Here is a 25505-nt window from a genome sequence, read left to right as displayed (position 1 = left end):
TTGACCGGAACCGGATCTGGAAAGATCATCAACCTGCGGACGGCGCGCAAAAGCGCCGCCCGCGACGCCGCCCGCCGCGAAGGCGACGCGAATGCCGCCAAGTTCGGCCGCAGCAAGGCCGAGAAGCTTTCCGATCAGGATGCCAAGGCCCGCGCCAGCCGCCATCTTGACCAGCATCGGCGCGATCTGCCCGAGGATGGCGATGCCTGACCTTCCCGCGATGTCCCACCCGGTGAAACGCTCGGTCACCATCGGCGGTCATCGCACCTCGGTCAGTCTGGAGGATGCGTTCTGGCGGGAGTTGCGCGAGATCGCGAAGGGCAGGGCAGAGACCACTGCGGCCCTGATCGCGGCCATAGACGCGGCTCGCCCGCCCGAGGTGGGGCTTGCCACCGCGCTGCGCCTTTACGTCCTGTCCGAAGTCCTGAAACGCCAATCGCTGGCGTAGTGCTTGCGGCGGCGGGTCTGGGTGACTAAAAGCCGAGCAACAATCCACAGCAGATATTGGGTAGAACCATGGCAGGCCATTCCAAGTGGGCCAACATCCAGCACCGGAAGGGCAAGCAGGACAAGCTCCGTTCCAAGCTGTTCTCCAAACTGGCCAAAGAAATCACCGTCGCCGCGAAGATGGGCGATCCCGATCCCGACAAGAACCCCCGCCTTCGCCTTGCGGTCAAGGAAGCCAAGTCGAGCTCGGTTCCGAAGGACGTGATCGACCGCGCGATCAAGAAGTCGCAGGGCGGTGATGCCGAGAACTATGACGAGATCCGCTATGAGGGCTATGGCCCGAACGGCATCGCGATCATCGTCGAGGCGATGACCGACAATCGCAACCGCACCGCGTCGAACGTGCGCAGCTATTTCACCAAGCATGGCGGCGATCTGGGTCAGACCGGCTCGGTGAACTTCATGTTCGACCGCAAGGGCGAGATCATGTACGCCGCCAGCGCCGGCGATGCGGATACCGTCATGATGGCCGCGCTGGAGGCCGGTGCCGAGGATGTCGAAAGTGACGAGGACGGCCACTGGATCTATACTTCGGACACCGATCTGGCCGAGGTCTCGACCGCGCTGGAAGCGAGCCTTGGCGAATCCGAGCATGCCAAGCTGATCTGGAAGCCGCAGGCACCGACCGAAATCGACCTTGAGACCGCGCAGAAGTTGATGAAGCTGCTGGATGCGCTGGAGGATGATGACGACGTCCAGAACGTCACCGGGAATTTCGACATCCCCGAGGATGTCGCGGCGCAGCTTTGAAGATCCGCCTCCGGCGGGGGTATTTCAAAAACGATGAAATCAGGGCCGTAGTTCCGATGCGGCCCTTTTTCGTATCGCCTGCGTCAGCGGGGCCAGCGCGGGAGCCATGGCGCGCTGGACATGCCAGAACAGCGGAATGTCCAGCGGCAGCGGGTCCAGCAGCGCCAGCTGGCCCGATGCACGCGTGACGTTGGACATGCATTCGGGGATCATGCCCCAGCCCAGTCCCAGTTCCACGACCCTTGCGAAGGCTTCGGACGCGGGAACGTGGTGACCGGACAGCTGCGGTCGTCGGCCCGTCAGGGTGGTGGCCCAACGCGTCTGGGCGGCATCCTTGCTGTTGAAAATCACCGCTGGGGCATGGTTCAGCGCGGTGCGGGTCACGCCGTCGGGGAAATGTCGTGCGATAAATTCCGGCGTCGCCAATGCGTGATAGCGCATGTGTCCAAGGGCGTGAACGTCACAGCCCGGCACCGCGTCTGCGTCCGACGAGATCGCAGCCGAAACCTGCCCCTTGCCGAGCCAGTCGCGGGCATGGTCCTGATCATCGACCACGAGATCATAAATCACGTCGAGCGCTGTCATTACCGGCGGGAACCAGGTGGCAAGGCTGTCGGCATTGACGGCGATCCGCAGCGTGGCCGCGCGATCCGTCCCCTCTGTCCCAAGGGTTTGTTCGAGCAGGCGCACCTGGTCCAGATGCTGCATCAGGCGCATTCCGTGCGGGGTGCCGCGCGCCGGTGGTCCGCGATGGATCAGGACCTGGCCAAGCCGCTCCTCAAGTCCCTTGATCCGCTGTGACACGGCCGAAGGCGTGACCCCAAGTCCTGCGGCCGCGGCTTCGAACGAACCGCGGCGAATGATCTCGGACAAGGCGGCAAGGGCGGGGTAGTCCAACATTAGAAAATCTTAACTATGATCAGAATTATGAATTTGCCTGATGTCGCCTCATGCCGCAAGACAGCCGCAAAAGGAGAATGATCATGCAGGCCTATCTTGCCGGGTTCGCAACCACGATGTCGCTGATCGTCGCGATCGGTGCCCAGAACGCCTTCGTGCTGCGACAAGGGCTGCTGCGGCGGCATGTTTTCGTCACCTGCGCCTTTTGTGCCCTGTCGGATGCGGTGCTGATCGTTGCGGGTGTGCTTGGCGCCGGTACGCTGGCCGCGCGCGCGCCTTGGCTGATGGAGGTCATGCGCTGGGGTGGGGCGGCCTTTCTGATCGTCTATGGCGGTCGGGCGCTGCGCGCGGCCTGGCGGGGAGGGGCGGGGATGCCCACCGGCGCGGATTCGGCAGGTCTGCGGGGGACGCTGGCGATTCTTGCGGCGCTGACTTGGCTGAACCCCCATGTGTGGCTGGATACGGTCGTGCTGATCGGATCGGTCGCGACCGGCTTCGGGGACAGGGCGGGCTTTGCCATTGGCGCGATCAGCGGTTCGGTCCTGTTCTTCTTTGCGCTTGGCTATGGTGCGCGGCTTCTGGGGCCGCTGTTTGCGCGGCCCGCCGCATGGCGGGTGCTGGACCTGTGTGTCGGGATTGTCATGATCGCCATCGCCGTAGGGCTGATGCTTGCCGGCTGAGCCTTGCGCAAGCGCGGGCAACAGGTCATGGCTTTGGGTCATGACAAGCGCGAGCACCATCAACCCATCCTCTCGGCAGGACCTTGCCGGCATCTTCTGGATGCTGGGCGCAGGCCTGAGCTTCGTCGCCGTGAATGGCTCGGTCCGCTGGCTGGGTCAGGCGCTGCCTGCACCCGAGGGGGCGTTCATCCGGTTCGCTTTCGGGCTGATCTTCCTGATCCCGGCGCTGCTGCCTGCGCTGCGTCGCGGCTTTGCCCCCCGGATCTGGGGGATGTTCGCGCTGCGGGGCGCGCTGCATTCGGTGGCCGTGATCCTGTGGTTTTTTGCCATGGCGCGGATCACCGTGGCCGAGGTCACGGCCATCGGCTTTCTCAACCCCATCGTGGTGACGATCGGCGCCGCGCTGCTGATGGGCGAGCGCATCTCGTGGCGCCGGGCTCTGGCCATCCTGGTCGCGCTGATCGGTGCCATGGTGGTGCTGCGGCCCGGACTGCGCGCGCTGGAGCCGGGGCATCTGGCGCAGCTTGGCGCCTCGGTCACGTTCGGGGCGTCCTATCTGCTGGCAAAGCGCCTGTCCGAGCAGGTGCCCGCAAGCGTGGTCGTCGGGATGATGTCCTTGACCGTGTGCATTGGCCTTGCGCCAGTCGCCGCGCTGAATTGGGTTCCGCCGACATTGACGCAATGCGGCGTCCTGGCCTGCACCGCCTTTTTTGCGACGGCCGGGCATTATGCCATGACGCGGGCCTTTGCCGCCGCGCCGCTGACAGTGACGCAGCCGGTCGTCTTCCTGCAACTGATCTGGGCCAGCCTGCTGGGCGCACTGGTCTTTGCCGAGCCGGTCGATGTCTGGGTGCTGGTCGGGGGCGCGCTGATGATTGGCGCGATCTGCTACATCACGTGGCGAGAGGCCCGGCTGCGGCGGGGCATGGTCACCCCGCCGCCCGAGACGGCCTGACAGAAGTCAGAGCCGGTCCCAATCGCGCGGTCCCTTGTGCCGGCCCGGCCCAAGGCCGATATCCCGGCGCAAGTATTCCGACAGCCCCTCGGCTGGCGGAGGGCGGTTTTTGCCCCGCCGCAACGCCGCGCGCATCAGCGCGAGCGTGACCGAGAGAAGCCCGTGGTCACGGATCAGTTCGTCCAAAGGTGCGCGAAGATCCCGCGCGGGGCGCAGTGATATAACACTCATATCTGTGTCCGCCGCCTGCAAGGCAGGGCGGCTCCTGTATTGTGGATTTAAGTCAGAAGGACGCGGACCGACGCGTGTTAGCGCGGCGGGCGAGCGTCAGGAATGATCGGAAAAATGCCCCTTGGGCGGATCTGATCGCGTTCCGTCAGCCCCGACGCGAAAGGCGTCGGTCGCGTCGAGTGACGCCGGAAAAGGCAGCCGGAATGGCGGAGATATTGGTCATGCCAGGGCCCTTTCGCTGTGGTTACGGAACAAGGGATTGATAGGCATGGAAAATGATTCGTGGCAAGCCCGTTTCGCGATTGTCGCGAAACGGGCCGTGACAGGCGCGTAATGGGGTTGGCAGCCTAGTGTTCGACGGCACCACCTGCGCGTGGGCCCGGATCGATCAGGCGCTGCATGATTCCTTGCTGCGTCACCCGCCCGCCGCCGGACAGGGGCAGGATCTCGACCCCGGTTTCGGTCATGATCCGCATGACCTGCCGGATCGGCATCTGGCGGTCGATGGGCGCGCCGGGGGCGTCCTCGGGTTCGGCCATGTCTTCGGCCATCAGCACGCCAAGCGGGTTCATGTGCGCGACGAAATCCTCGACATAGGCATTCGCGGGCTGGGCGATGATTTCACGCGCGGTGCCAATTTGGACGATGCGCCCGCCTTCCATCAGCGCGATGCGATTGCCGATGCGGAATGCCTCGTCCAGATCGTGGCTGACGAAGATGATTGTGCGCTGCGCCTGCTTCTGCAACTCCAGCAATTCGCCCTGAAGCCGGTTGCGGATCAGCGGGTCCAGCGCCGAAAAGGGCTCGTCCATCAGCAGGATCGGCGCCTCGGTCGCAAAGGCGCGGGCCAGGCCCACGCGCTGCTGCATTCCACCCGACAGGTCGCCCACCTTGCGGTCGGCCCAATCGGAAAGGCCCACGGTGGCAAGCTGCGCCTCGACACGCTTCTGGCGCTCGGCAGCGGGGACGCCCGCCAGTTCCAGGCCCAGCCCCACATTCTCGCGCACGCTGCGCCAGGGCAGCAGGCCGAATTGCTGGAAAACCATGGCGACGCGGCTGCGCCGCAGCCGCCGCAGTTCCGGCTCTGCGGCCCTTGTGACCGAGGCCATGTGGTCTCCGTCCCAGATCCGCACCTCGCCTCGACAGACCGAGTTGAGCCCGTTGACCGCACGCAGCAATGTCGACTTGCCCGAACCGGAGAGACCCATCAGGACCAGGATCTCGCCCTCGCGCACGGTCAGCGAGCAGTTGTGGACGCCCAGGACCTGCCCGGTTTCGGCCTTGATCGGCCCCCGCTCCAACCCCTGATCCATCAGCGGCAGGGCGGCATCGGGTTCGTCCCCGAAAACGATGTTCACATTGTCGAATTCGACGGCGTTGCGTTCAATCATTGCGCTTCCCCACCCGTAGCATCCGGTCCAGCATGATCGCGACAACCACGATGATGAAACCGCTTTCGAAACCCAGCGCCGTGTTCACGCTGTTCAGTGCCCGCACGACCGGAACGCCAAGGCCCGATGCGCCGACAAGGGCCGCGATCACCACCATCGACAGCGACAGCATGATGGTCTGGTTGAGGCCGGCCATGATCTGCGGCGCGGCCGAGGGCAGCTCGACCTTCCACAGAAGCTGGCGGGGCGTCGCACCAAAGGCGGTCGCGGCCTCGACAAGGGCCTGCGGGGCCGAGCTGATGCCCAGGTGGGTCAGCCGGATCGGAGCGGGCAGCACGAAGATGACGGTCGCGATCAGTCCCGGAACCGTGCCGATCCCGAAGAACACGATGGCCGGGATCAGATAGACGAAGGTCGGCAAGGTCTGCATCAGGTCCAGGATCGGACGCATCCAGGCGTAAAGCCGGGGCCGGTGCGCCGCGGCGATGCCCATCGGCACGCCGATCGCCATGCAGACGACGCAAGCCGCAAGCACCAGCGTCAGCGTCTGCATCGTCTCGTCCCAGTAGCCCTGGTTCAGGATGAACAGGAAGCCAAGACCGATCAGCAGGCAGACCCTCCAGTTGCGCTGCAGCGCCCAGGCGATTGCCACCATGACCAGCGTGAAGACCAGCGGGTGTGGAAACTCCAGCACCGCAAGGATCCCGTTGATCAGCCATTCGAGGCCCTTGGAGATCGCGTTGAAGATGAACGCGGCATGGGCATTCAGCCAGTCGAAGATCGCTTTCGCTGTCTTGCCGACCGGGATCTTGGTCCCGGTCAAAAGATCGGTCAGTTGGTCCATGCGTCCATTACTTTCTGCCGTTCGGGAGATGCGGACGCGCCTGCGGTCCCGCATCTGCCGGGAACGGCAGAGGCGGGGGCGCAGCGGATCCGGGGATCCCGGCAAAGGTGGATCAATTCGTCAGGCACGCGCGACGAGAAACGGGCAGAGGATGATCCCTTCTGCCCGCCCTTCATCATTCCGAAAGCGCCTTGTCGAGGGCCGCGACGGCATCGCCGCCGTCGAAGGTGGTGACACCTGCCAGCCAGGGCTTGGCCGCCTCGGGATTGGCCTTCAGCCATTCCTTGGCCGCTTTCGCCGGCTCTTCACCGTCATTCAGGATCTTGCCCATGACTTCGTTTTCCATAGGCAGGGTGAATTCCAGGTTTTGCAGGAACTTGCCGATATTCGGGCATTCGGTCGCATAGCCGGCGCGGATATTGGTATCGACGCGAGCGCCGCCGAAATCCGGTCCGAAAACGTCATCGCCGCCACCCAGATATGTCATCTTGAACTGGGTATTCATGGGATGCGGTTCCCAGCCCAGGAACACGATCGGCTTGTCCGCCCCGTCGGCGCGGGCGACCTGCGCCAGCATCCCCTGTTCCGAGCTTTCGACGATCTCGAAAGTGCCAAGGTCGAATTTATTTCCCGCGACCATTTCAAGCAGCAGGCGGTTGCCGTCATTGCCGGGCTCGATGCCATAGATCTTGCCGTCCAGCGCGTCCTTTTGCGCGGCGATCTTGGCGAAATCGTCGATGCCCAGCTTTGCCCCGGCCTCGTTGGTGGCCAGCGTGTATTTTGCGCCGGTCAGGTTGGTGCGCGCGACCTCGACCGTGCCGGAATCCCGATAGGGTTTCAGGTCGGCCTCCTGGCTGGGCATCCAGTTGCCCAGGAAGATGTCGACGTCGTTCTTGGCCATCGCGGTATAGGTCACGGGCAGCGACAGGATCTTGGTCTCGGTCTTGTAGCCAAGCGCCTGAAGCGTGGTCGAGGCCAGCGCCGTGGTCGAGGAGATGTCGGTCCAGCCCACGTCCGAAAACACCACGTCGCGGCAGGATGCAGGCTCTTCCGCAATTGCGGTGCCGACGCCAGATACGGTGATCGCCAGAGCGGCAGCGACGAGCGCGGGGGTGCGACAAAATGTCATCTCGTTCTTCTCCCTGTATTGTTGTTGGAAGGAATTAAGGCTTTTATTGATTGACGAGTCAATCAAAAGACGGCTAGCTCCAGATGTATCGAGCCGTTGAAAAGACCGGTGTCTCCATATGCCCAGACTTGGTGCAGAGCCTATCCGAAAGGCCGCATTAATCAACGCCACCATAGCGACCATCGGCCGGGCCGGATCGCTTGATGTGACGGTCGCGCAGATTGCGCGCGAAGCAGGAATGTCCACGGCTCTTGCCCATCATTATTTCGGCTCGAAAGAACGGATCTTCCTTGCCGCGATGCGGCATATCCTGACCCAGTATCGAGAGACAACAGCGCGCGAGCTAAAAGATGTGGACAGTCCGCATTCGCGCCTGATGGCGCTGATCCGAGCGAATTTCGGACAGGCCAATTTCGAGCGCGAGACAATTGCGGCCTGGCTGAATTTCTATGCCCTTGCGCTTGTCGATTCCGAGGCGGCGCGCCTTTTGCGCGTCTATCACCGCCGCCTGCGCTCGAACCTGCTGGTGGCGCTGCGTCCGCTGGTGGGGGCCGAGGCCGAGGCGACGGCGCGCACGCTGGGCGCGCTGATCGACGGCGTCTATCTGCGCGCGGCCCTGTCGGACGAGGCAGATGCCGACGCAGCCGAAGGGCTGATCCTTGCCTATCTTGAAAAGGTGCTGCCATGACCCATGACGCGCAACCCGCCGCGAGCCTTTACATCAACGGCGCGCCGGTCGAGGGGCGGGGACCGGACCTGGACGTGCTCTATCCCTTTACCGGCGAGGTGATCGCCAGGTTGCGCGAAGCGGACGTGGCGCAGGTCGCCGAGGCCACGGCTGCCGCGGCTGCCGCGCAGCCCGCCTGGGCCGCCCTTCGCCCGGTCGAGCGCGGACGCGTCCTGATCCGCGCCGCGCAGATCATTCGGGAACGTGCCGAGGAGCTGGCCCGGCTTGAAACGCTGGATACCGGCAAGCCCATCCAGGAAACGCGCGTCGCCGATTGGCCCTCGGGGGCGGATGCACTGGAATATTTCGGCGGTATTGCACCCACCGTGACCGGCCAGACGATTCCGCTGGGTAGCGATTTTGTCTATACCATCCGCGAGGCTCTGGGCGTCTGCGCGGGCATCGGGGCTTGGAACTATCCCAGCCAGATCGCCTGCTGGAAAGCAGCGCCGGCACTGGCGATGGGCAATGCGATGGTGTTCAAGCCCAGCGAGGAGACCCCGCTTGGCGCGTTGAAGCTGGCCGAGATCCTGACAGAGGCGGGATTGCCTGCCGGGATCTTCAACGTGGTGCAGGGGCGGGGTGCGGTCGGCGCCGCGCTGGTCAGTGATCCGCGCGTGGCCAAGGTCTCGCTCACCGGCTCGGTCGCGACGGGACAGAAGGTCTATGCCGCCGCTGCCGCGGGGATGCGCCATGTCACGATGGAGCTGGGTGGAAAGTCGCCGCTGATCGTCTTTGACGATGCCTCGGTCGAGGATGCGGTGGGGGCCGCGATTCTTGCGAATTTCTACTCCTCGGGCCAGATCTGTTCGAACGGGACGCGGGTCTTTGTCCAGCGGGGCATCCTGCCTGACTTCCTGAAGCGGCTGTCGGAACGCGCCGCCGAAGTGCGGATCGGCGACCCCCTGGACGAGACGACCCAGCATGGCCCCATCGTTAGCGCTGCGCAGACGGATAAGATCCGCGCCGCCATAGCCAAGGGGCAGGCAGAGGGGGCGCGGTTGGTCTGCGGCGGGGCCGGCGACGGTGCCTTCGTGCCGCCGACGGTCTTTGCGGATGTCGCGGATGCGATGTGGATCGCGCGCGAAGAGATTTTTGGCCCGGTCATGTCGGTCCTTGCCTTCGAGACCGAGTCCGAGGTTCTGGCCCGTGCCAATGCCACGCCCTATGGGCTGGCGGCGGGGGTGTTCACACGCGACCTTGCGCGCGGGCACCGGATGGCTGCAGGACTGCAGGCGGGCACGACCTGGATCAACGCCTATAACCTGACGCCAGTCGAGGCACCCTTCGGCGGGGTAAAGATGTCGGGCATCGGGCGCGAGAACTCGGCCGCCGCGATAGATCACTATTCACAGCTGAAATCCGTCTATGTCGGAATGGGGGCGGTCGATGCGCCCTATTGACCATCGCCGCGTGGCTTCGAGGGACGCGGTGGGTATTTCGAAAACGGTGAAAATGCGGGGCCGCGCATGATCCCCGATTACGTCATCGTCGGTGCGGGTTCAGCGGGGTGTGCGCTGGCCTATCGGCTGGTCATGGCGGGCAAGCGCGTCGATATCATCGAATATGGCGGCTCTGACGTCGGGCCGTTCATCCAGATGCCCGCGGCGCTGAGCTATCCCATGAACATGCGGCGCTATGACTGGGGCTTTTCGTCTGAACCAGAGCCGAACCTGGGCGGGCGGCGGTTGGTTACTCCTCGCGGCAAGGTGATCGGGGGCTCGTCCTCGATCAACGGGATGGTCTTCGTGCGGGGCCATGCGCGGGATTTCGACACATGGGCCGAGATGGGGGCCAACGGCTGGTCCTATGCCGATGTGCTGCCCTATTACCGGCGCATGGAGACGTCGCATGGCGCGGTCAGCGATTATCGCGGGACCGAGGGGCCGCTGCACGTCACGCGGGGCTCGCGCAAGAACCCGCTGTTCAACGCCTTCATCCGGGCCGGTCGCGAGGCGGGCTATCCCGTCACCGAGGATTACAACGGCGCGCGTCAGGAAGGCTTTGGCGCGATGGAGGCGACGATCTGGGAAGGGCGGCGCTGGTCGGCGGCCAATGCCTATCTGCGCCCGGCGCAGGAAACCGGGCTGCTGCGCCTTCGGCGGGGGCTGGCGCAGCGTGTGGTCTTCGAAGATGGCCGAGCGGTCGGGGTGGAGGTAAAAAATTCGCGCGGAGTCAATGTGTTTCGTGCGAAACATGAAGTCATTCTTTCGGCCAGCTCGATCAATACCCCGAAGCTGTTGATGCTGTCCGGGATCGGTCCGGCCGGGCATCTGGCCGAAAACGGGATCGAGGTCCGGGCGGACCGGCCGGGGGTCGGCGCAAACCTGCAGGATCATCTTGAGATCTACATGCAATACAGCGCGACCCAGCCGATCACGCTGTACAAGCACTGGAACCTTTGGGGGAAGGGCTCGATCGGGGCGCAGTGGATGGCGACGGGGACCGGGCTTGGCGCCTCGAACCAGTTCGAAAGCTGCGGGTTCATCCGGTCGCGCGCGGGCGTCGAATATCCCGACATCCAGTATCATTTCCTGCCATTGGCCGTACGTTATGACGGCAAGGCCGCGGCCGAGGGGCATGGCTTCCAGGTCCATGTCGGGCCAATGCGATCGAAGTCGCGAGGCACAGTGCGCCTGCGCTCCGCCGACCCCAAGGAAGCGCCCGAGATCCGCTTCAACTACATGTCCCATGCCGATGACTGGGCAGAGTTCCGCGCCTGCGTGCGGCTGACGCGCGAGATCTTCGACCAGACCGCCTTCACGGAATACAAGGGATATGAGATCCAGCCGGGCGATGGCGTGGTGTCCGACGAACAGATCGACGCCTTCATCCGCGATCACGCTGAATCGGCCTTCCATCCCTGCGGAACGGCGCGGATGGGGCGGGCGGACGATCCGATGGCAGTGGTCGATCCCGAGTTGCGGGTGATCGGGGTCGAAGGGCTGCGCGTCGCCGACAGCTCGATCTTTCCGCGCATCACCAACGGGAATCTGAACGGACCGTCGATCATGACTGGCGAAAAGGCGGCCGACCATGTGCTGGGGCAGGGGATGCTGGCCCCCTTGAACCTTGGTCCTGAAATAGGCGCCGACTGGGAAAGCCAGCAGCGCCCATCCTGAACGCCCGACCTATTCCTTCTTCAGCAGATCCGCGAGCCCGGCGAAGGGCTTGCGGGTTTCCTCCTCGGTCTCGGATTCCGGCTCGTCAAGCGCGGCACCCTGCGCGCGCGGGTAAAGCGGCAGGGCCAGGGACAGGGCCTCGATCATCATCGCCTCGACGTCGATGAACTGGCCCAGAGGTTCCATTTCTTCGTCGCCCATCTCGGTCTCGTCCCCCTCGGGCTGGGCGGCATGGGGTGAAAAGACACGGTGCACCTGTTCGGACAGCGTAGTCTTGACCGGGGCAAGGGTCACGACGCAGGGTTGGACAACCTTGGCCGAAAGGCGCGCCACGACCTCCCAGGCGTCGCTGGGGGCGGGGCGGATCTCGCCGGTCAGGCGCAGGGCGGGCAATGCGCTCAGCCCAAGCTCGGCTGCGATGGCGGCGCGACCCTCGGCATCGGGGGCAAGCTCGAACGGCGTTGGTTGCCGGGGATTGAGCTGCGCGACGCGGAATCGGTTCTGGCTGCGGGGAGTTTGCGACATGATGGGGCCTTTCCGATGCGCGCGCTGCCGTTGCTGGGATATTCTTGAGCGCGGGGCATGAGTTTGCTAAGTCGGTCGCGCGGCGTCAACAGGCGCGTAAGGGACAGGTGAAAGATGAAGATTTCCCGGCGACGGATCATGGGCTTCGCGTTGACTGTTCCAGTTGTGCTTGCCGCCTGCACGCCCATCTATCGAAATCACGGCTATGTGCCGGCAGAAGACGAGCTTATGCAGGTTGTGGTCGGAAAGACCAACCAGACCGAATTGGAGGGGCTGATCGGCCGGCCCAGCTCGCAGGGGCTGCTGACCGGATCGGCATGGTATTACGTCGGCTCGCGCTGGGAGACGTTCGGTGCCCGCGAACCTCGCGAGATCGACCGGCAGGTCGTGGCAATCAGCTTCTCCGAAGGGGGCACGGTGGCCAATGTGGAACGCTTCGGGCTTGAGCGCGGCAAGGTCGTGGTCCTGTCGCGCCGGGTGACCGATTCCGGCATTCCCAGCATGAGCGTCGTGCACCAGCTTATGGGCAACGTGGGCCGGGTGTCCGCCGACGATATCCTTCGCGACTGACGCGGTATGCGATCAAGCGAAAGGGGCGCCGCATCGGGCGCCCCTTTCATCATACGGCGTCTGGAACGAAGCGAAGTGAGACGCCGTTGATACAGTAACGCAGGCCCGTCGGAGGCGGACCATCGGGGAAGACGTGGCCCAGATGCGCGTCGCAGCCATGGCAGCGCACCTCGGTCCGGACCATACCGTGGCTGGAGTCGCGGTGTTCGTCGATTGCACCGCCCGGGCGCGAAAAGCTGGGCCAGCCGCAGAAGCTTTCGAACTTGGCATCGCCGTCGAACAGGCGCGCCCCGCAGCAGACGCATTCGTAATGGCCCGGTCCCTTGGGGAACCCGGGATGCGAAAACGGGCGCTCGGTACCGGCCTGCCGCGTCACGCGATAGGTTTCGGCATCAAGCTCGGCCTGCCATTCCGCATCGGATTTGATCACGCGATCCGTCATCTTTGCCCTTCATAATGTTGCGCCCATGTTACAAGATAGGTGCAGGGAGGACGGGAACAAGACGGGGGGTGGTCGCCCGCCTCCGGTCTTCCGGATTGGGCAGAGGTGCCATGATGGCATTGCGCAAAGGCCGTTACGAAGTCCTGGTTGCCGAGTGTCTTGATGATATCCGTGAAGCGCAGCGCCTGCGGTGGCTGTGCTTTGTCGGTCGTCGGGGCGATCCATCCCCGGTCCAGCAGGCGCTGGACGCGGACGATTACGACAGCCGCTGCACGCATGTGCTGATTCGCGACGTGGCATCCGGCCAGCTTGTGGCCTGCTTCCGCATGCTTGCGCTATCGGGCGGGGCCGAGATCGGCGACAGCTATTCAGCGCGCTACTACAACCTGTCACGTTTGCGCGATTTCCAGGGCAAGATGGTCGAGATCGGGCGCTTCTGCATCCATCCCGAACGCCAGGATCCCGACATCCTGCGCCTTGCCTGGGGGGCGCTGGCCCGTCACGTGGATGAGCAGGGGGTCGAGATGCTGTTCGGCTGCTCCAGTTTCACGGGCACGGATACGCAAAGCTACGAGGATGCCTTTGCCATGCTGCGCGAACGCCATCTTGCGCCCAAGCGCTGGCTGCCGCGGGTGAAGGCGCCCAACGTCTTCCGCTTTGCCCGTGCGCTGCACCTGCGCAAGGCCGATCCGCGCCGGGCCATGGCCGCGATGCCGCCCTTGCTGCGCTCTTACCTCGCGATGGGGGGGTGGGTCAGCGACCATGCCGTCGTCGATCGGCAGTTGGACACGCTGCATGTCTTTACCGGGCTCGAGGTGCGGGCAATTCCCCCGGCGCGCGCGAAACTGCTGCGCGCGGCAGGCGCATAAGCCGCCTTTGCATTGGCGGCGCAAAGCGCCTATGAGGCCCGGCCATGAGCGACAGATTCCAGTTTTCCGTCTCGGCCACCGATGGCCGTGCCCGCACGGGCGTGATCCAGACCCCGCGGGGCGAGATCCGCACCCCCGCCTTCATGCCCGTCGGCACCGCCGCCACGGTCAAGGCGATGATGCCCGAATCGGTCCGCGCGACCGGCGCGGACATCCTGCTGGGCAATACCTATCACCTGATGCTGCGCCCCGGCGCGGAGCGGGTGGCCCGCTTGGGCGGTTTGCACAAATTCATGAACTGGGAACGTCCCATCCTGACCGATTCGGGCGGGTTCCAGGTGATGAGCCTGTCGAGCCTGCGCAAGTTGAGCGAAGAGGGTGTGACCTTTGCCAGCCATGTCGACGGCAGCAAGCACTTCCTGTCGCCTGAAACCAGTATGGAAATCCAGCGACTGCTTGGTTCGGACATCGTCATGTGCTTCGACGAATGCCCGGCCTTGCCTTCAACGGACGAGGTGGTGGCGAAATCCATGCGCATGTCGATGCGCTGGGCGCAGCGGTCGCGCGACGCCTTTGGCGACCGCCCCGGTCATGCGCTGTTCGGGATCATGCAGGGTGGGGTGAACCGCGAATTGCGCGAGGAATCGGCCGAGGCCCTGAAGGCCATCGGCTTCGAAGGCTATGCCATCGGCGGCCTTGCCGTGGGCGAGGGGCAAGAGGCGATGTTTGGCGTGCTTGACCACGCGCCGGGCTTCCTGCCCGCAGACAAGCCGCGCTATCTGATGGGCGTCGGCAAGCCCGACGACATCGTCGGCGCGGTGGTACGCGGCGTCGACATGATGGATTGCGTCCTGCCGTCACGCTCGGGCCGGACCGGACAGGCCTGGACCCGCCGCGGCCAGGTCAACATCAAGAACGCCCGCCATGCCGATGACCCGCGCCCGCTGGACGAGCATTGCACCTGCCCGGCCTGCACCGGCTATTCCCGCGCCTATCTCCACCACGTTTTCCGCGCCGGAGAGATGATCTCGGGGATGCTGCTGACATGGCATAACCTGCATTACTTCCAGGAGTTGATGGCAGGGATGCGCGCGGCAATTGCTGCGGGTGATCTGGCGGCTTTTGTCGCCGAATTCGAGGCGCAGCGAGCACAGGGTGACATAGAACCGTTGTGATTCGTCACGTCGTGCCTTGATTTTCCCCTGTCACTGATGGAAGGCCGGGGAAACATACGGCGGATGCCCCGCCCATGACCGAAAGCGATCAATGTCCGCCAGCCCGAAACCCGCCCGCCGAGAAGATATTCGCACCATCACGACGACTGCCGAACTGGCCGAGTTCTGTGAATTGGCCAAGGCGCAGCCCTATGTCACACTCGATACGGAATTCCTGCGCGAGCGGACCTATTATTCGAAGCTTTGCCTGATCCAGGCGGCGCTGCCGCCGGCATCGGGAACCAAGGCCGAGGGCGGACCCGCAGTGCTGATCGACCCGCTGGGCGGGGATCTGTCGCTGGAGCCGCTTTACGACCTGTTCCGCCATACCGCGACGGTCAAGGTTTTCCACGCCGCGCGGCAGGATCTGGAAATCTTCTTCCACGACGCCGGTGTCCTGCCCGATCCGCTGTTCGATACCCAGATTGCCGCGATGGTCTGCGGCTTTGGCGAGCAGGTGGGGTATGAAACCCTGGTCAAGAAAATCGCGCGCCAGCCGCTCGACAAATCCTCTCGCTTTACCGACTGGTCGATCCGCCCGCTTTCGGATGCACAGGCCGCCTATGCGCTGGCCGACGTGACCCATCTGCGGGCTATCTATGAATTCCTGGTCGAGCAGCTGAACAAGACCGGCCGCGCCCCCTGGCTTGCGGAAGAGGTGGCGGTGCTGCTGAACCCCGAAACCTATATCACCCGCCCGGATGAAGCATGGATGCGTGTCCGCACGCGCTCGGGCTCGCCCCGGTTCCTGGCGGTGGTCCGTGAACTGGCGCGCTTTCGCGAAACCTTTGCGCAGGAACGCGACATTCCGCGCGCCCGCGTGTTCAAGGACGATGCGCTGATCGAGCTGGCCTCGACCAAGCCACTGTCCGAGGCTGATCTTGGCAAATCGCGGCTGTTGTTGCGCGACGCCCGGCGCGGCGATATCGCGAATGGCATTCTGAACGCGGTCAAGGTCGGGACCGAGACCAAGGACCTGCCGAAACCCGCGCCGGACGAACCCGGACGCCCCGGGAACGCCGCGCTTTCGGAACTGCTGCGCGTCCTGTTGAAGGCCAAGTCGGACGAGGCGGGGGTCGCCTCGCGCCTGATCGCCTCGGCCGCGGATCTTGACGCAATCGCCTCGGGCGCGCGCGATCTGCCCGCACTGCATGGCTGGCGGGCCGAGGTGTTCGGCCAGGATGCGCTGCGGCTTGCCGCAGGCGAAATCGCACTGTCCGCCCATAACGGATCGGTCAAGGTGGTCCCGGTCGCGGGCTAGTCGGAGTCGCGGGCTAGTCGGAATCGTCCCCGCCGCGCAAGACGGGCGTGACCAGCACCCGGACAAGGTAAAGCACCACCAGCGCCATTGCCGTCGCGATCATGGCAAGGCGCAGGTCACCGGTCCCGCAGCACAGGCCGATGGCCCCGCACAGCCACATCGAGGCACCGGTGGTGATCCCGCGAACATTGCCGTGATTGATGACGATCGACCCGGCGGCCAAGAAGGCCACGCCCGCTGTGACTGCCTCGATCAGCCGCAAGGGATCTGTGCGCTGCCGATCCTCGTTCACGTCTGAAAAGTCGACCAGCTCCAGCGCGACCAGGGTAAAGCTGGCCGCAGCCAGCGAGATCAGCATATGCGTGCGCAGGCCGGCCTCGCGGCTCTTGACCTCACGCTCCCAGCCGACGATTCCACCCAGCACCACGGCCATGAACAGCCGCAGCAGCACCACCCCAAAGGGCAGGCTCATCGGGCGCGAGAATTCCCCAGCCAGCTGCTCAAGCATGCGGTCACTTCCGTGAAGCCTTTTCCTCGATCCCCGAACGTCCTTCGCGACGATCCAGTTCATTTTCGACATCGGCCAGCGTCACGTCGCGCGCCGCCAGCATGACGAGCAGGTGGTAAAGCGTATCCGCAGCCTCGGAAACCAACCTGTCACGGTCGCCCTTGACGGCCTCAATGATCGCCTCGACGGCCTCTTCGCCGAATTTCTCGGCGCATTTCTCGGGGCCGCGGGACAGAAGCTTGGCGGTCCAGCTGGTGTCAGGATCGGCGCCCTTGCGGGATTCGATGGTTTCGGCCAGGCGCTGCAATCCGGTCATGTCAGCCTCACGGGGATGCCGGCGGCGGCCATGTGCTCTTTGGCCTCGCGCACGGTGAAGGTTCCGAAATGGAAGATCGAGGCGGCCAGCACGGCCGAGGCATGCCCCTCGATCACGCCTTCGGCCAGATGTTCCAGCGCGCCAACCCCGCCTGAAGCGATGACGGGCACGCTGACCGCGTCCGACACGGCCCGCGTCAGCGGGATGTTGAAACCCGACTTGGTGCCGTCCCGGTCCATGCTGGTCAGCAGGATTTCCCCCGCGCCCTTGGCGGCAACTGTGCGCGCGAACTCGACCGCGTCGATGCCCGTCGGCTTGCGCCCGCCATGGGTGAAGATCTCCCACTTGCCGGGGGCGACAGTCTTGGCGTCGATGGCGCAGACGATGCATTGGCTGCCGAAGCGGTCGGCGGCCTCGGCGATGACATCGGGATTGGCCACGGCGGCCGAGTTGAAGCTGACCTTGTCTGCGCCGGCCAGCAGCAGGTCGCGCACATCCTTGTGGCTGCGCACGCCGCCGCCCACGGTCAGGGGCACGAAGCAGGCTTCGGCGGTGCGCGTCACCAAGTCGAACATGGTGCCGCGATTTTCATGCGTGGCATGGATGTCGAGAAAGCAGATCTCGTCCGCGCCGGCCGCGTCATAGGCGCGCGCGGCCTCGACCGGATCGCCGGCATCGATCAGATCGACGAAATTCACCCCCTTGACGACGCGGCCATCGGCCACGTCAAGGCAAGGGATCACCCGCGTTTTCAGCATCCTGCCACCTTCGTTCAGGCCAACGCGCGCAGCGCCTCGCCCAGGTTGATCGCACCATCGTAAAGCGCCCGGCCCGAAATCGCACCCGCAATCACCCGCGCATCGCGCAGCGCCAGCAGGTCCTGCATCGAGCTGACCCCGCCCGAGGCAATGACGGGAATATTGACCGCCCGCGCAAGCGTCTCGGTGCCAGAGATGTTCGGCCCCTGCATCGCGCCGTCGCGGTCGATATCGGTATAGATGATTGCGGCCACGCCAGCGTCCTCAAATTGGCGCGCAAGGTCGGTGGCCAGTACATCGGTCTCCTCGGCCCAGCCGCGGGTGGCGACACGGCCGCCACGGGCGTCGATGCCGACTGCGATCTTGCCGGGGAATGCCAGTGCCGCTTCGCGGACGAGGGCTGCGTTCTCGACCGCGACGGTGCCCAGGATCACGCGGGCCAGGCCCCGGTCCAGCCAATGCTCGATCGTCTCCATGTCACGGATGCCGCCGCCCAGCTGGGCGGGGATATCCGTGGCGGCGAGGATCGCCTCCACCGCGTCGGCATTGACGGGGCGACCGGCGAAGGCGCCGTTCAGGTCGACCAGATGCAGCCATTGCGCACCCGCATCCTGAAAGGCTTTCGCCTGCGCTGCGGGATCGGAACCGAAGACGGTCGCCGCCTCCATGTCGCCGCGCAGCAGGCGCACGCAATTGCCGTCCTTGAGATCGATGGCGGGATAAAGGATCATTGCGTCTCTCCTGTAGTTGGCGCCCCTTTGCCACAGACCTGCGACAATCGAAAGGGGCAGGGCGCCTGACGGCAAAGCAGGCGCAACGCCACGTCAGGCTTGATCGCTCACGTGAAGCCGTCCGAAGCTGGGCCAACGGCCGGGACGGCCGAAGGGAGGATATGGGAATGAAATCAGCAATACTCGCTGCGCTTTTCGTGGCGGGCGCGACCGCCGCGCAGGCACAGGGCATCGAGGGGGTCTTCCAGACCCAGCCGAACGACCAGGGCCAGATCGGCATGGTGCAGTTCTTTGACTGCGGCGGAAAATACTGCGGCAAGCTGGTCCGTTCGTTCGACACTTCCGGCAAGGAGATCCCGTCGAAGAACATCGGCAAGAACATCGTCTCGAACATGACCGACCAGGGCAACGGCAAGTTCGGTGGCGGCACAATCTGGGATCCCGGCTCGGACAAGACCTACAAGTCAAAGATGCACTTGAACGGAAAGACGCTCGATGTGTCCGGCTGCGTCGCGATTTTCTGCAAGACCCAGAAATGGACCCGCGCCCAGTGACAGGCCACCAGTTTCACCGTTTCTGAAATACCCCGGGGGTCCGGGGGCAGCGCCCCCGGCCCATGCGCCAGCAACCCCTACAGCGTCAGGGTTTCCAGCGCAGGAAGTTCGCGATCAGGCGCAGGCCGACATCCTGCGACTTTTCGGGGTGGAACTGGGTGCCGGCGATATTGTCGCGCCCGACGATGGCGGTGACAGGGCCGCCATAATCCGCAGTCGCCAGCAGATGCGCCGGGTCCGCGACCCGGAACTGCCAGCTGTGCACGAAGTAGGCGTGGTCGCCCGTGCTGATCCCCTCCAGCAGAGGGTGCGGGTGCAGGATCGACAGATCGTTCCACCCCATATGAGGCACCTTCAGGTCCCGACCCTTGATGGCGTCGATTTCGCCGCCGATCCAGCCCAGTCCCTTGGTGTCGCGGTATTCATGGCCGATATCCGCCAGCATCTGCATGCCGACGCAGATGCCAATAAACGGAACGCCGCGCTCAAGGACCGCATCGCAAAGCGCCTCGACCATGCCGGGGACCGCGTCCAGCGCCGCGCGGCAGGCGGGAAAGGCACCATCGCCCGGCAGGACGATCCGGTCGGCCGCCGCCACCACTGCCGGGTCGCTCGTCACGATGACATCGGCCCCGGCCTCGCGTCCCATCAGGGCAAAGGCCTTTTCGGCGGAATGCAGGTTTCCGCTGTCGTAATCGACCAGGGCGACGCGCATCAAAGCGCCCCTTTGGTCGAAGGCAGGACGCCTGCCATGCGCGGGTCGGGCTCTACCGCCTCGCGCAATGCGCGGGCCACCGCCTTGAAGGCGGCTTCGGCGAGGTGATGGCTGTTCACGCCGTGCAGACGGTCCACGTGCAGGGTGATCCCGCCGTGGGTCGACAGCGCCTGAAAGAACTCACGCACCAGCTCGGTATCGAAGGTGCCGATCTTCTGGGTCGGGAAATCGACGTTCCAGACCAGGAAGGGGCGGGCCGACAGGTCAAGCGCGGCGCGCACCAGCGCGTCATCCATGGCCAGGTGAAAGCTGCCATAGCGGCGGATGCCCTTCTTGTCGCCAAGAGCGCGGGTGAGGGCCTGACCGATCGCGATGCCGGTATCCTCGACCGTGTGGTGGTCGTCGATATGCAGGTCGCCCTTGGCGCGAACGGTCAGATCGATCAGCGCGTGGCGCGACAACTGGTCCAGCATGTGGTCGAAAAAGCCGACGCCGGTCTGGTTGTCGTATTTCCCAGTCCCGTCCAGATTCAGCTCGACCTCGATCTGGGTCTCGGACGTGTCGCGGGTGATTGTGGCGCGGCGCATATGGATCTCCGTTCAGGACCAATGGCCTTATAGGCAAGCAGGCTTCGACTGAAAAGCCGGACAAGGGGCAGGGGGCACGATCGGTGCAAACTCGCCCCAAGGCTGCGCCGGATGGGGTTCCCGACCCCGGCTATTGGCATGATTGCGCGGATTTGCGGCGTCGTCGCATCCCCGTCCTTGTCATAAGGGGCAAGCGATGCGAAAAAGTCACAAATCTGTGCGTGTGATGATCGACCCGAAAAGGAATTCCGGCGGATGAAAGACGACCTGAATGCCAGCGAAAAGCGGTTGATCGCCGCTTTGGACCGCCTTGACAGTTTCATCGACCGCATGGCGGATCGCGCCGCTGCGCCCGGCCCGGACAGCGGTCAGGATGCTCCGGATCCCGATCTTGCGGCGCGCTTCGACGAGCAGGCCGAGGAATTGACCCAGCTTGAGGAGAGGCTGGCGGCGACGAATGAGCGGCTCGACTCGGCCGGAGAGGAAATTGCCCGCCTTGCCGCCGCAAACGAAGCGCTGGTCAGCGCCAATCGCGCGCTGATCGCGGCGCAGCCCGCCTCGGCCCGCGACGACATTCGCGATGCGCTGCAGGCTGAACTTGATTCGCTGCGCGCCGCGCGCGCAGCCGAAATCGGGCAGATGTCCGACATTGCCGGGACGCTTGACCGGATGCTGGGCGCGCCGACAGCAGCCGAGCGAAAGCCCGCGCAAGCCAAGGCCAGCGCCCCTGCGGTTATCGAGACGCCGGTATCTCCGGACGATGCCGGCGATCTTGACCTGGGCGGCGACACGCTGTCCGACGCGCGCGAAACCCAGGCAGCTGACGAGAACAGGGGCTGAGACATGGCACAGGTCGAATTCACCGTAGGAAACAAATCCTACACGCTCAGCTGTCAGCCGGGGGAAGAGCGTCTTCTGAAGCGCGCCGCAGCCCTTCTCGACACCGAGGCGCAGGCGATCCTGCAACAGGCCGGGCGGATGCCCGAACCGCGCCTGCTGCTGCTGGCGGGGCTGATGCTTGCCGACCGGACCTCTACCTTCGAGGATCGCGCTATCTCGGCCGAGCGCGAATTGGGGCGGCTGAAGTCCAATCCACAACGTGTCGAGGTCCCGATCCTGCCCCCCAGCCTGGCCGAGGGGATGGCCGAGATCGCTGCCCGCGCAGAGGCCTTGGCCCAGAAGGCGGAGGACCAGCTTCGCGGCTGATCGCAGCACCAATCGTAAAGGAACCGCGCCCGTCCAGGCGCGGTTTTTTCATGCGAAAATGGCGGCGATTCCAGGGTGAGGCTGGCGCAATGGCCCGATTTTTCCTGCGTCGCATGTCGCATTAACGCTAATAAGTGATTGAAATAACGTTATATTAAAAACGACAGATTTATTCGTCTTTTTTCTTGAAATTAACGACTAACCCTGTCGTAATTGCCGTTAAGGGCGCGTGCCCTGAAGGATTCGATAACGAGGTAATGTCGCCATGATCCGCACCATCCGCGTCAACGACACTCAGCTGGCCCACGGCCGCGTCGTCCGCCGGCATCTCGACGGTCGCATGACCGTCGAAGACGGCACCAAGCGCCTGACAGGCTTTCCCCTGCGCCCCGGCCTGCTGCGGCGTTGCCTGGGGGTGACGGGGCGTCGGGCCTTCGCGGTCATGCTGACGGTGGCCGGGCTGGCCGTGGTCTCGGGTACGGCGCAGGCCGACAACTCGCTGCTGAATGTCAGCTATGACCCGACGCGCGAACTTTACCGCGATGTGAACGCTGCCTTCGCCGCCAAGTGGGAGGCCGAGGGACACAAGGCCCCCACCATCGAAGCCTCGCATGGCGGTTCGGGCGCGCAGGCACGATCGGTCATCGACGGGCTGAAGGCACAGGTCGTGACGCTGGCACTGGCATCGGACATCGACAAGATCGCCGAAAAGGGCCTTCTGCCCGCGGATTGGCAGGCTCGCCTGCCGCATAACAGCTCGCCCTATACTTCGACCATCGTCTTCCTGGTGCGCGAAGGGAACCCCAAGGGCATCAAGGACTGGGGCGATCTCGTCAAGGATGACATCGAGGTCATCACGCCGAACCCGAAGACCTCGGGCGGAGCGCGCTGGAACTATCTGGCGGCCTGGGCCTGGGCGCAGAAGAACGGCAAGGACCCGAAACAGTTCGTGGCCGATCTTTACAAGCATGTGCCTGTGCTCGACTCGGGTGCGCGCGGTTCGACCACGACCTTCACCCAACGCGAGATCGGCGATGTGCTGCTGGCTTGGGAAAACGAGGCGTATCTTGCGCTGAACGAGCTGGGCGACGATCAGTTCGACATCGTGGTCCCCTCGGTCTCGATCCTGGCCGAACCGCCGGTCGCGCTGGTCGACAAGAACATCGCGGATGACGAACAGAAGGCGCTGGCGGAAGGCTATCTGAACTTCCTGTATTCTCCCGAAGGGCAGGCGCTGGCCTTCAAGCACTTCTACCGTGCATGGGACGACAGCGCCGCGAACCCCGAGGATGTGAAGCGCTTCCCGAAACTGGACCTCGTCACCATTGCCGATTTCGGCGGCTGGCAGAAAGCCCAGCCCGAGCATTTCGGTGACGGCGGCATCTTCGACCAGATCTATACGGGGATGTAACGGATGGCGCTGGCGCTTCTTCGCTCGCAGAAATCCCCCATGCCGGGCTTCGGGCTCGGCATGGGCATTACCATGACCATGCTGTCGCTGATCGTGATCCTGCCGATCGGGGCGCTGCTGGCCAAGGGCATCAGCTATGGCCCCGAAGGCGTCTGGGCCACGGTCAACACGCCGCGGGTCTGGGCGGCGCTATACCTGTCCTTCCGCCTGGCCTTTGTCGCAGCGGTCTTCAACCTGGTCTTCGGAACGCTGCTGGCCTGGGTGCTGGCCCGTTACGAATTCCCCGGCCGCCGTATCGTCGATGCGGTGGTGGACCTGCCCTTTGCCCTGCCGACCGCGGTTGCGGGGATTGCATTGACCGCCCTTTACGCCCCCAACGGCGCATTTGGCAGCATCGCGAAATCGCTGGGCCAGAAGATCGCCTATACCGAATGGGGCATCCTGATCGCGCTGATCTTCGTCGGGCTGCCCTTCGTCACCCGCACGGTCCAGCCCGTCATCGCCGAGATCGAGAGCGAGGTCGAGGAGGCCTCGGCAACCTTGGGGGCGGGTCGGCTCTATACGCTGCGCCGGGTGATCCTGCCGCTGCTGCTGCCCGCGGCGCTGACCGGCTTTGCGCTGTCGCTTGCCCGCGCGGTAGGCGAATACGGTTCGGTCATCTTCATCGCGGGCAACCTGCCGATGAAGACCGAAATCGCGCCGCTGCTGATCGTCATCAAGCTTGAAGAGTTCGATTATAACGGCGCGGCAGCCATCGGCATCGCCATGCTGCTTATCAGCTTCTCGATGCTTCTCGTCATCAACCTCATCCAGATCTGGAGCCGCCGGAGGATTGGTCATGTTTGACAGCACACTCAACGAGTCCTTCGTCCGGCCAGCCGAACGTCCCGCCTCGAAATGGCGCCCGGTCACCGAGGAAAGCCCGCTGACCCGCTGGATCCTGATCGCGGTCGCGCTGGGCGGACTTGCGGTGCTGGTCCTTGCGCCGCTGGCCGTGGTCTTTGCCGAGGCCTTGGCCAAGGGCGCAGGCGCGGCCATTGCCTCGCTCGCGCAGCCCGAGGCGCTTTCGGCGATCAAGCTGACGCTGCTGGTCGCGGGGATCTCGGTCCCGGTCAACGCAGTCTTCGGCGTCGCCGCCGCCTGGGTCATCACCAAGTTCGATTTCCGCGGCAAGGCCTTTCTGATCACCCTGATCGACTTGCCATTTTCGGTTTCGCCGGTGGTGGCGGGGCTGGCGCTCGTGTTGCTGTTCGGCAGTAACAGCCTGCTGGGCGGCTGGCTGGTCGCTTCGGGTTTCCCGATCATCTTTGCGCTGCCGGGGATCGTTCTCGCCTCGGTCTTCGTGACCTTCCCCTTTGTGGCGCGCGAACTGATCCCGGTCATGATCGAGCAAGGCCGTGCCGAGGAAGAGGCCGCGCTGACGCTGGGCGCTTCGGGATGGCGGGTCTTTCTGACCGTGACGCTGCCCAACATCAAATGGGCGCTGCTGTATGGTGTCCTACTGTGCAATGCCCGCGCCATGGGCGAATTCGGCGCGGTGGCGGTCGTTTCCGGCAAGATCCGTGGCCAGACCGCGACCATGCCGATCACCATCGAAATGCTCTATAACGAGTATCTTTCGGTGGCCGCCTTCACCCTGGCGGGTGTCCTGGCCGCGCTGGCGTTGCTGACGCTGGTGTTGAAGACCGGGCTGGAATGGCGCCATGCCGACCAGCTTGCCGCAACCCGTCGCCATTGAGGTTCCCATGCATATCGAAATCGACGAAATCGCCAAGAGCTTCGGCAACACCAATGCGCTGCGCCCGGTCAGTCTGGCCATCCCCTCGGGGGCGCTGGTCGCGCTGCTTGGGCCATCCGGGTCGGGCAAGACGACGCTGCTTCGCATTCTGGGCGGGCTGGAATTTCCGACCTCGGGCCGCGTGCTGTTCGACGGGCAGGACGCGACCGGCCTTTCCGTGCAGGAACGCCGCGCGGGCTTCGTCTTTCAAAGCTACGCGCTGTTCCGCCATATGACCGTGTTCGAGAACATCGCCTATGGCCTGCGTGCGCGGCCCCGTCGCACCCGCCCGCCCGAGGCCGAGATCGAGCGCCGGGTGACGAAGCTGCTGGACCTGATCCAGTTGCCGCAGATCGCCAAGCGCTTTCCGAACCAGCTTTCGGGCGGCCAGCGCCAACGGGTCGCCCTGGCCCGTGCGCTGGCGATCGAGCCGCGGATGCTGCTGCTGGACGAACCCTTTGGCGCGCTGGATGCCCGCGTCCGCAAGGAATTGCGCCACGGCCTGCGCGAGATCCACGACACCACCGGCCTGACCACCGTTTTCGTCACCCATGACCAGGACGAGGCAATGGAACTGGCCGACCTGGTCGTGGTCATGTCCATGGGCAAGATCGAGCAGGTCGGTCGCCCGCAGGACATTCGCGCCCGCCCGGCTACGCCCTTTGTGCGCGAATTCATCGAGGCGTGACCCGCCTTGTGCTCTGCTCCCGGCCGCAACGGCGTAGGGGTATTTGAAAAACGGTGAAACCGGGAGGCGGCGACGCGTCCCGGTCTCTCGTTGCCGGGTGGCGTCGTCGATTTCCTGTTTGCAGGGCGCGCGCCGCT

The 25505-nt window shown here is 64.6% G+C and carries 32 protein-coding genes; 19 read left to right on the top strand and 13 right to left on the bottom strand.

The window, feature by feature from the left end; genetic code table 11:
- From ACO2Q4_RS11940 to ACO2Q4_RS11930, 3 genes are all read left to right on the top strand, one after another.
- Positions 1-210 carry a DUF4169 family protein gene (locus ACO2Q4_RS11940; protein ID WP_395133737.1) on the top strand — a complete coding sequence of 70 codons (210 nt, stop codon included), beginning with the start codon at positions 1-3 and terminating at the stop codon, positions 208-210.
- Positions 203-448, top strand: a complete 246-nt coding sequence (locus ACO2Q4_RS11935) for a ribbon-helix-helix domain-containing protein (RefSeq protein ID WP_311758874.1) — start codon at positions 203-205, stop codon at positions 446-448. Before ACO2Q4_RS11940 ends, ACO2Q4_RS11935 begins: the two co-directional genes overlap by 8 nt.
- 68 nt (positions 449-516) lie before the next feature.
- Complete coding sequence (locus tag ACO2Q4_RS11930; protein ID WP_395133739.1) at positions 517-1257, top strand: YebC/PmpR family DNA-binding transcriptional regulator; 741 nt, start codon at positions 517-519, stop codon at positions 1255-1257.
- A gap of 39 nt (positions 1258-1296) precedes the next feature.
- On the opposite strand, the gene ACO2Q4_RS11925 is transcribed toward ACO2Q4_RS11930, so the two are convergent.
- Entirely contained in the window at positions 1297-2157 is an 861-nt protein-coding gene (locus ACO2Q4_RS11925; RefSeq protein WP_423319485.1) for a LysR family transcriptional regulator ArgP, read from the bottom strand.
- A gap of 83 nt (positions 2158-2240) precedes the next feature.
- Here ACO2Q4_RS11925 and ACO2Q4_RS11920 point away from each other — a divergent pair, with 83 nt between their 5' ends.
- A complete protein-coding gene (locus ACO2Q4_RS11920) occupies positions 2241-2837 on the top strand; it encodes a LysE/ArgO family amino acid transporter (RefSeq protein WP_311758877.1) in 597 nt (198 codons plus the stop codon).
- Between the two features lie 40 nt (positions 2838-2877).
- Positions 2878-3792: a DMT family transporter gene (locus ACO2Q4_RS11915; protein WP_423319483.1), complete on the top strand. Its 915-nt coding sequence runs from the start codon at positions 2878-2880 to the stop codon at positions 3790-3792.
- 6 nt (positions 3793-3798) lie between these two features.
- On the opposite strand, the gene ACO2Q4_RS11910 is transcribed toward ACO2Q4_RS11915, so the two are convergent.
- The 4 genes from ACO2Q4_RS11910 to ACO2Q4_RS11895 form a co-directional block, all read right to left on the bottom strand.
- The gene (locus ACO2Q4_RS11910) at positions 3799-4023 is read right to left on the bottom strand and encodes a hypothetical protein (protein WP_311758879.1); all 225 of its coding nucleotides are present in this window, start codon (positions 4021-4023) and stop codon (positions 3799-3801) included.
- Between the two features lie 347 nt (positions 4024-4370).
- A complete protein-coding gene (choV, locus tag ACO2Q4_RS11905) occupies positions 4371-5414 on the bottom strand; it encodes a choline ABC transporter ATP-binding protein (protein WP_395133745.1) in 1044 nt (347 codons plus the stop codon).
- Positions 5407-6258, bottom strand: coding sequence for a choline ABC transporter permease subunit (gene choW / locus ACO2Q4_RS11900; protein ID WP_311758881.1), 852 nt, complete (start codon positions 6256-6258; stop codon positions 5407-5409). The genes choV and choW overlap by 8 nt, the downstream gene beginning before the upstream one ends.
- Before the next feature lie 175 nt (positions 6259-6433).
- Entirely contained in the window at positions 6434-7387 is a 954-nt protein-coding gene (locus ACO2Q4_RS11895; RefSeq protein WP_423319480.1) for a choline ABC transporter substrate-binding protein, read from the bottom strand.
- A 118-nt stretch (positions 7388-7505) separates the two neighbouring features.
- Between ACO2Q4_RS11895 and betI the strand changes: the two genes are divergently transcribed.
- The 3 genes from betI (at position 7506) to betA (ending at position 11236) form a co-directional block, all read left to right on the top strand.
- Complete coding sequence (gene betI / locus ACO2Q4_RS11890) at positions 7506-8075, top strand: choline-binding transcriptional repressor BetI (protein ID WP_311758883.1); 570 nt, start codon at positions 7506-7508, stop codon at positions 8073-8075.
- Positions 8072-9517 (top strand): betaine-aldehyde dehydrogenase, encoded by a 1446-nt coding sequence (gene betB / locus ACO2Q4_RS11885; RefSeq protein WP_423319478.1) that lies wholly within the window; start codon positions 8072-8074, stop codon positions 9515-9517. Before betI ends, betB begins: the two co-directional genes overlap by 4 nt.
- A 66-nt stretch (positions 9518-9583) precedes the next feature.
- Positions 9584-11236 carry a choline dehydrogenase gene (gene betA / locus ACO2Q4_RS11880; protein WP_423319476.1) on the top strand — a complete coding sequence of 551 codons (1653 nt, stop codon included), beginning with the start codon at positions 9584-9586 and terminating at the stop codon, positions 11234-11236.
- Positions 11237-11245: 9 nt separating this feature from the next.
- Here betA and ACO2Q4_RS11875 read toward each other — a convergent pair whose 3' ends face one another.
- On the bottom strand, positions 11246-11761 hold the full coding sequence (locus ACO2Q4_RS11875) for a YceD family protein (RefSeq protein WP_311758886.1): 516 nt from the start codon (positions 11759-11761) through the stop codon (positions 11246-11248).
- 114 nt (positions 11762-11875) lie between these two features.
- On the opposite strand from ACO2Q4_RS11875, the gene ACO2Q4_RS11870 reads away from it, so the two are divergent.
- A complete protein-coding gene (locus tag ACO2Q4_RS11870; RefSeq protein ID WP_311758887.1) occupies positions 11876-12331 on the top strand; it encodes an outer membrane protein assembly factor BamE in 456 nt (151 codons plus the stop codon).
- A 49-nt stretch (positions 12332-12380) separates the two neighbouring features.
- Here the strand turns inward: ACO2Q4_RS11870 and msrB are convergent, their stop codons facing one another.
- On the bottom strand, positions 12381-12773 hold the full coding sequence (gene msrB / locus ACO2Q4_RS11865) for a peptide-methionine (R)-S-oxide reductase MsrB (RefSeq protein ID WP_311758888.1): 393 nt from the start codon (positions 12771-12773) through the stop codon (positions 12381-12383).
- Positions 12774-12883: 110 nt separating this feature from the next.
- Between msrB and ACO2Q4_RS11860 the strand changes: the two genes are divergently transcribed.
- From ACO2Q4_RS11860 to rnd, 3 genes are all read left to right on the top strand, one after another.
- Positions 12884-13642, top strand: coding sequence for a GNAT family N-acetyltransferase (locus ACO2Q4_RS11860; protein ID WP_423319474.1), 759 nt, complete (start codon positions 12884-12886; stop codon positions 13640-13642).
- 44 nt (positions 13643-13686) lie between these two features.
- Entirely contained in the window at positions 13687-14817 is a 1131-nt protein-coding gene (gene tgt / locus ACO2Q4_RS11855; protein ID WP_423319472.1) for a tRNA guanosine(34) transglycosylase Tgt, read from the top strand.
- A gap of 127 nt (positions 14818-14944) precedes the next feature.
- Positions 14945-16117 (top strand): ribonuclease D, encoded by a 1173-nt coding sequence (gene rnd / locus ACO2Q4_RS11850; RefSeq protein ID WP_311759059.1) that lies wholly within the window; start codon positions 14945-14947, stop codon positions 16115-16117.
- A 13-nt stretch (positions 16118-16130) separates the two neighbouring features.
- Here rnd and ACO2Q4_RS11845 read toward each other — a convergent pair whose 3' ends face one another.
- The 4 genes from ACO2Q4_RS11845 to hisA are packed head-to-tail and all read right to left on the bottom strand — an operon-like array spanning position 16131 to position 18430.
- Positions 16131-16625, bottom strand: a complete 495-nt coding sequence (locus tag ACO2Q4_RS11845) for an MgtC/SapB family protein (RefSeq protein ID WP_423319470.1) — start codon at positions 16623-16625, stop codon at positions 16131-16133.
- 4 nt (positions 16626-16629) lie between these two features.
- Positions 16630-16941 carry a phosphoribosyl-ATP diphosphatase gene (locus ACO2Q4_RS11840; RefSeq protein WP_311758892.1) on the bottom strand — a complete coding sequence of 104 codons (312 nt, stop codon included), beginning with the start codon at positions 16939-16941 and terminating at the stop codon, positions 16630-16632.
- Positions 16938-17699 (bottom strand): imidazole glycerol phosphate synthase subunit HisF, encoded by a 762-nt coding sequence (hisF, locus tag ACO2Q4_RS11835; protein WP_311758893.1) that lies wholly within the window; start codon positions 17697-17699, stop codon positions 16938-16940. The genes ACO2Q4_RS11840 and hisF overlap by 4 nt, the downstream gene beginning before the upstream one ends.
- 14 nt (positions 17700-17713) lie before the next feature.
- Entirely contained in the window at positions 17714-18430 is a 717-nt protein-coding gene (gene hisA / locus ACO2Q4_RS11830; protein ID WP_311758894.1) for a 1-(5-phosphoribosyl)-5-[(5-phosphoribosylamino)methylideneamino]imidazole-4-carboxamide isomerase, read from the bottom strand.
- 167 nt (positions 18431-18597) lie between these two features.
- On the opposite strand from hisA, the gene ACO2Q4_RS11825 reads away from it, so the two are divergent.
- Entirely contained in the window at positions 18598-18984 is a 387-nt protein-coding gene (locus tag ACO2Q4_RS11825) for a DUF2147 domain-containing protein (protein WP_423319467.1), read from the top strand.
- Positions 18985-19069: 85 nt separating this feature from the next.
- Here ACO2Q4_RS11825 and hisH read toward each other — a convergent pair whose 3' ends face one another.
- A complete protein-coding gene (gene hisH / locus ACO2Q4_RS11820; protein ID WP_423319465.1) occupies positions 19070-19699 on the bottom strand; it encodes an imidazole glycerol phosphate synthase subunit HisH in 630 nt (209 codons plus the stop codon).
- A complete protein-coding gene (hisB, locus tag ACO2Q4_RS11815) occupies positions 19699-20286 on the bottom strand; it encodes an imidazoleglycerol-phosphate dehydratase HisB (RefSeq protein ID WP_423319463.1) in 588 nt (195 codons plus the stop codon). The genes hisH and hisB overlap by 1 nt, the downstream gene beginning before the upstream one ends.
- A 255-nt stretch (positions 20287-20541) precedes the next feature.
- Here hisB and ACO2Q4_RS11810 point away from each other — a divergent pair, with 255 nt between their 5' ends.
- The 6 genes from ACO2Q4_RS11810 (at position 20542) to ACO2Q4_RS11785 (ending at position 25368) form a co-directional block, all read left to right on the top strand.
- On the top strand, positions 20542-21126 hold the full coding sequence (locus ACO2Q4_RS11810) for a hypothetical protein (RefSeq protein WP_395133767.1): 585 nt from the start codon (positions 20542-20544) through the stop codon (positions 21124-21126).
- A 3-nt stretch (positions 21127-21129) separates the two neighbouring features.
- Positions 21130-21492: a cell division protein ZapA gene (locus tag ACO2Q4_RS11805; RefSeq protein ID WP_311758899.1), complete on the top strand. Its 363-nt coding sequence runs from the start codon at positions 21130-21132 to the stop codon at positions 21490-21492.
- Between the two features lie 265 nt (positions 21493-21757).
- Entirely contained in the window at positions 21758-22903 is a 1146-nt protein-coding gene (locus tag ACO2Q4_RS11800) for a sulfate ABC transporter substrate-binding protein (protein WP_423319461.1), read from the top strand.
- 3 nt (positions 22904-22906) lie between these two features.
- A complete protein-coding gene (cysT, locus tag ACO2Q4_RS11795) occupies positions 22907-23749 on the top strand; it encodes a sulfate ABC transporter permease subunit CysT (RefSeq protein WP_311758901.1) in 843 nt (280 codons plus the stop codon).
- Entirely contained in the window at positions 23742-24641 is a 900-nt protein-coding gene (cysW, locus tag ACO2Q4_RS11790; RefSeq protein ID WP_311758902.1) for a sulfate ABC transporter permease subunit CysW, read from the top strand. The genes cysT and cysW overlap by 8 nt, the downstream gene beginning before the upstream one ends.
- Before the next feature lie 7 nt (positions 24642-24648).
- Positions 24649-25368, top strand: coding sequence for a sulfate/molybdate ABC transporter ATP-binding protein (locus ACO2Q4_RS11785; RefSeq protein ID WP_311758903.1), 720 nt, complete (start codon positions 24649-24651; stop codon positions 25366-25368).
- Positions 25369-25505 lie beyond the last annotated feature (137 nt).

It is taken from the genome of Paracoccus sp. KR1-242, from assembly GCF_049446195.1.
Lineage (GTDB): Bacteria > Pseudomonadota > Alphaproteobacteria > Rhodobacterales > Rhodobacteraceae > Paracoccus > Paracoccus broussonetiae.
The sequence above is the reverse complement of the archived record's forward strand: the minus strand, read 5'-3'. Positions and strand labels throughout refer to the sequence as shown.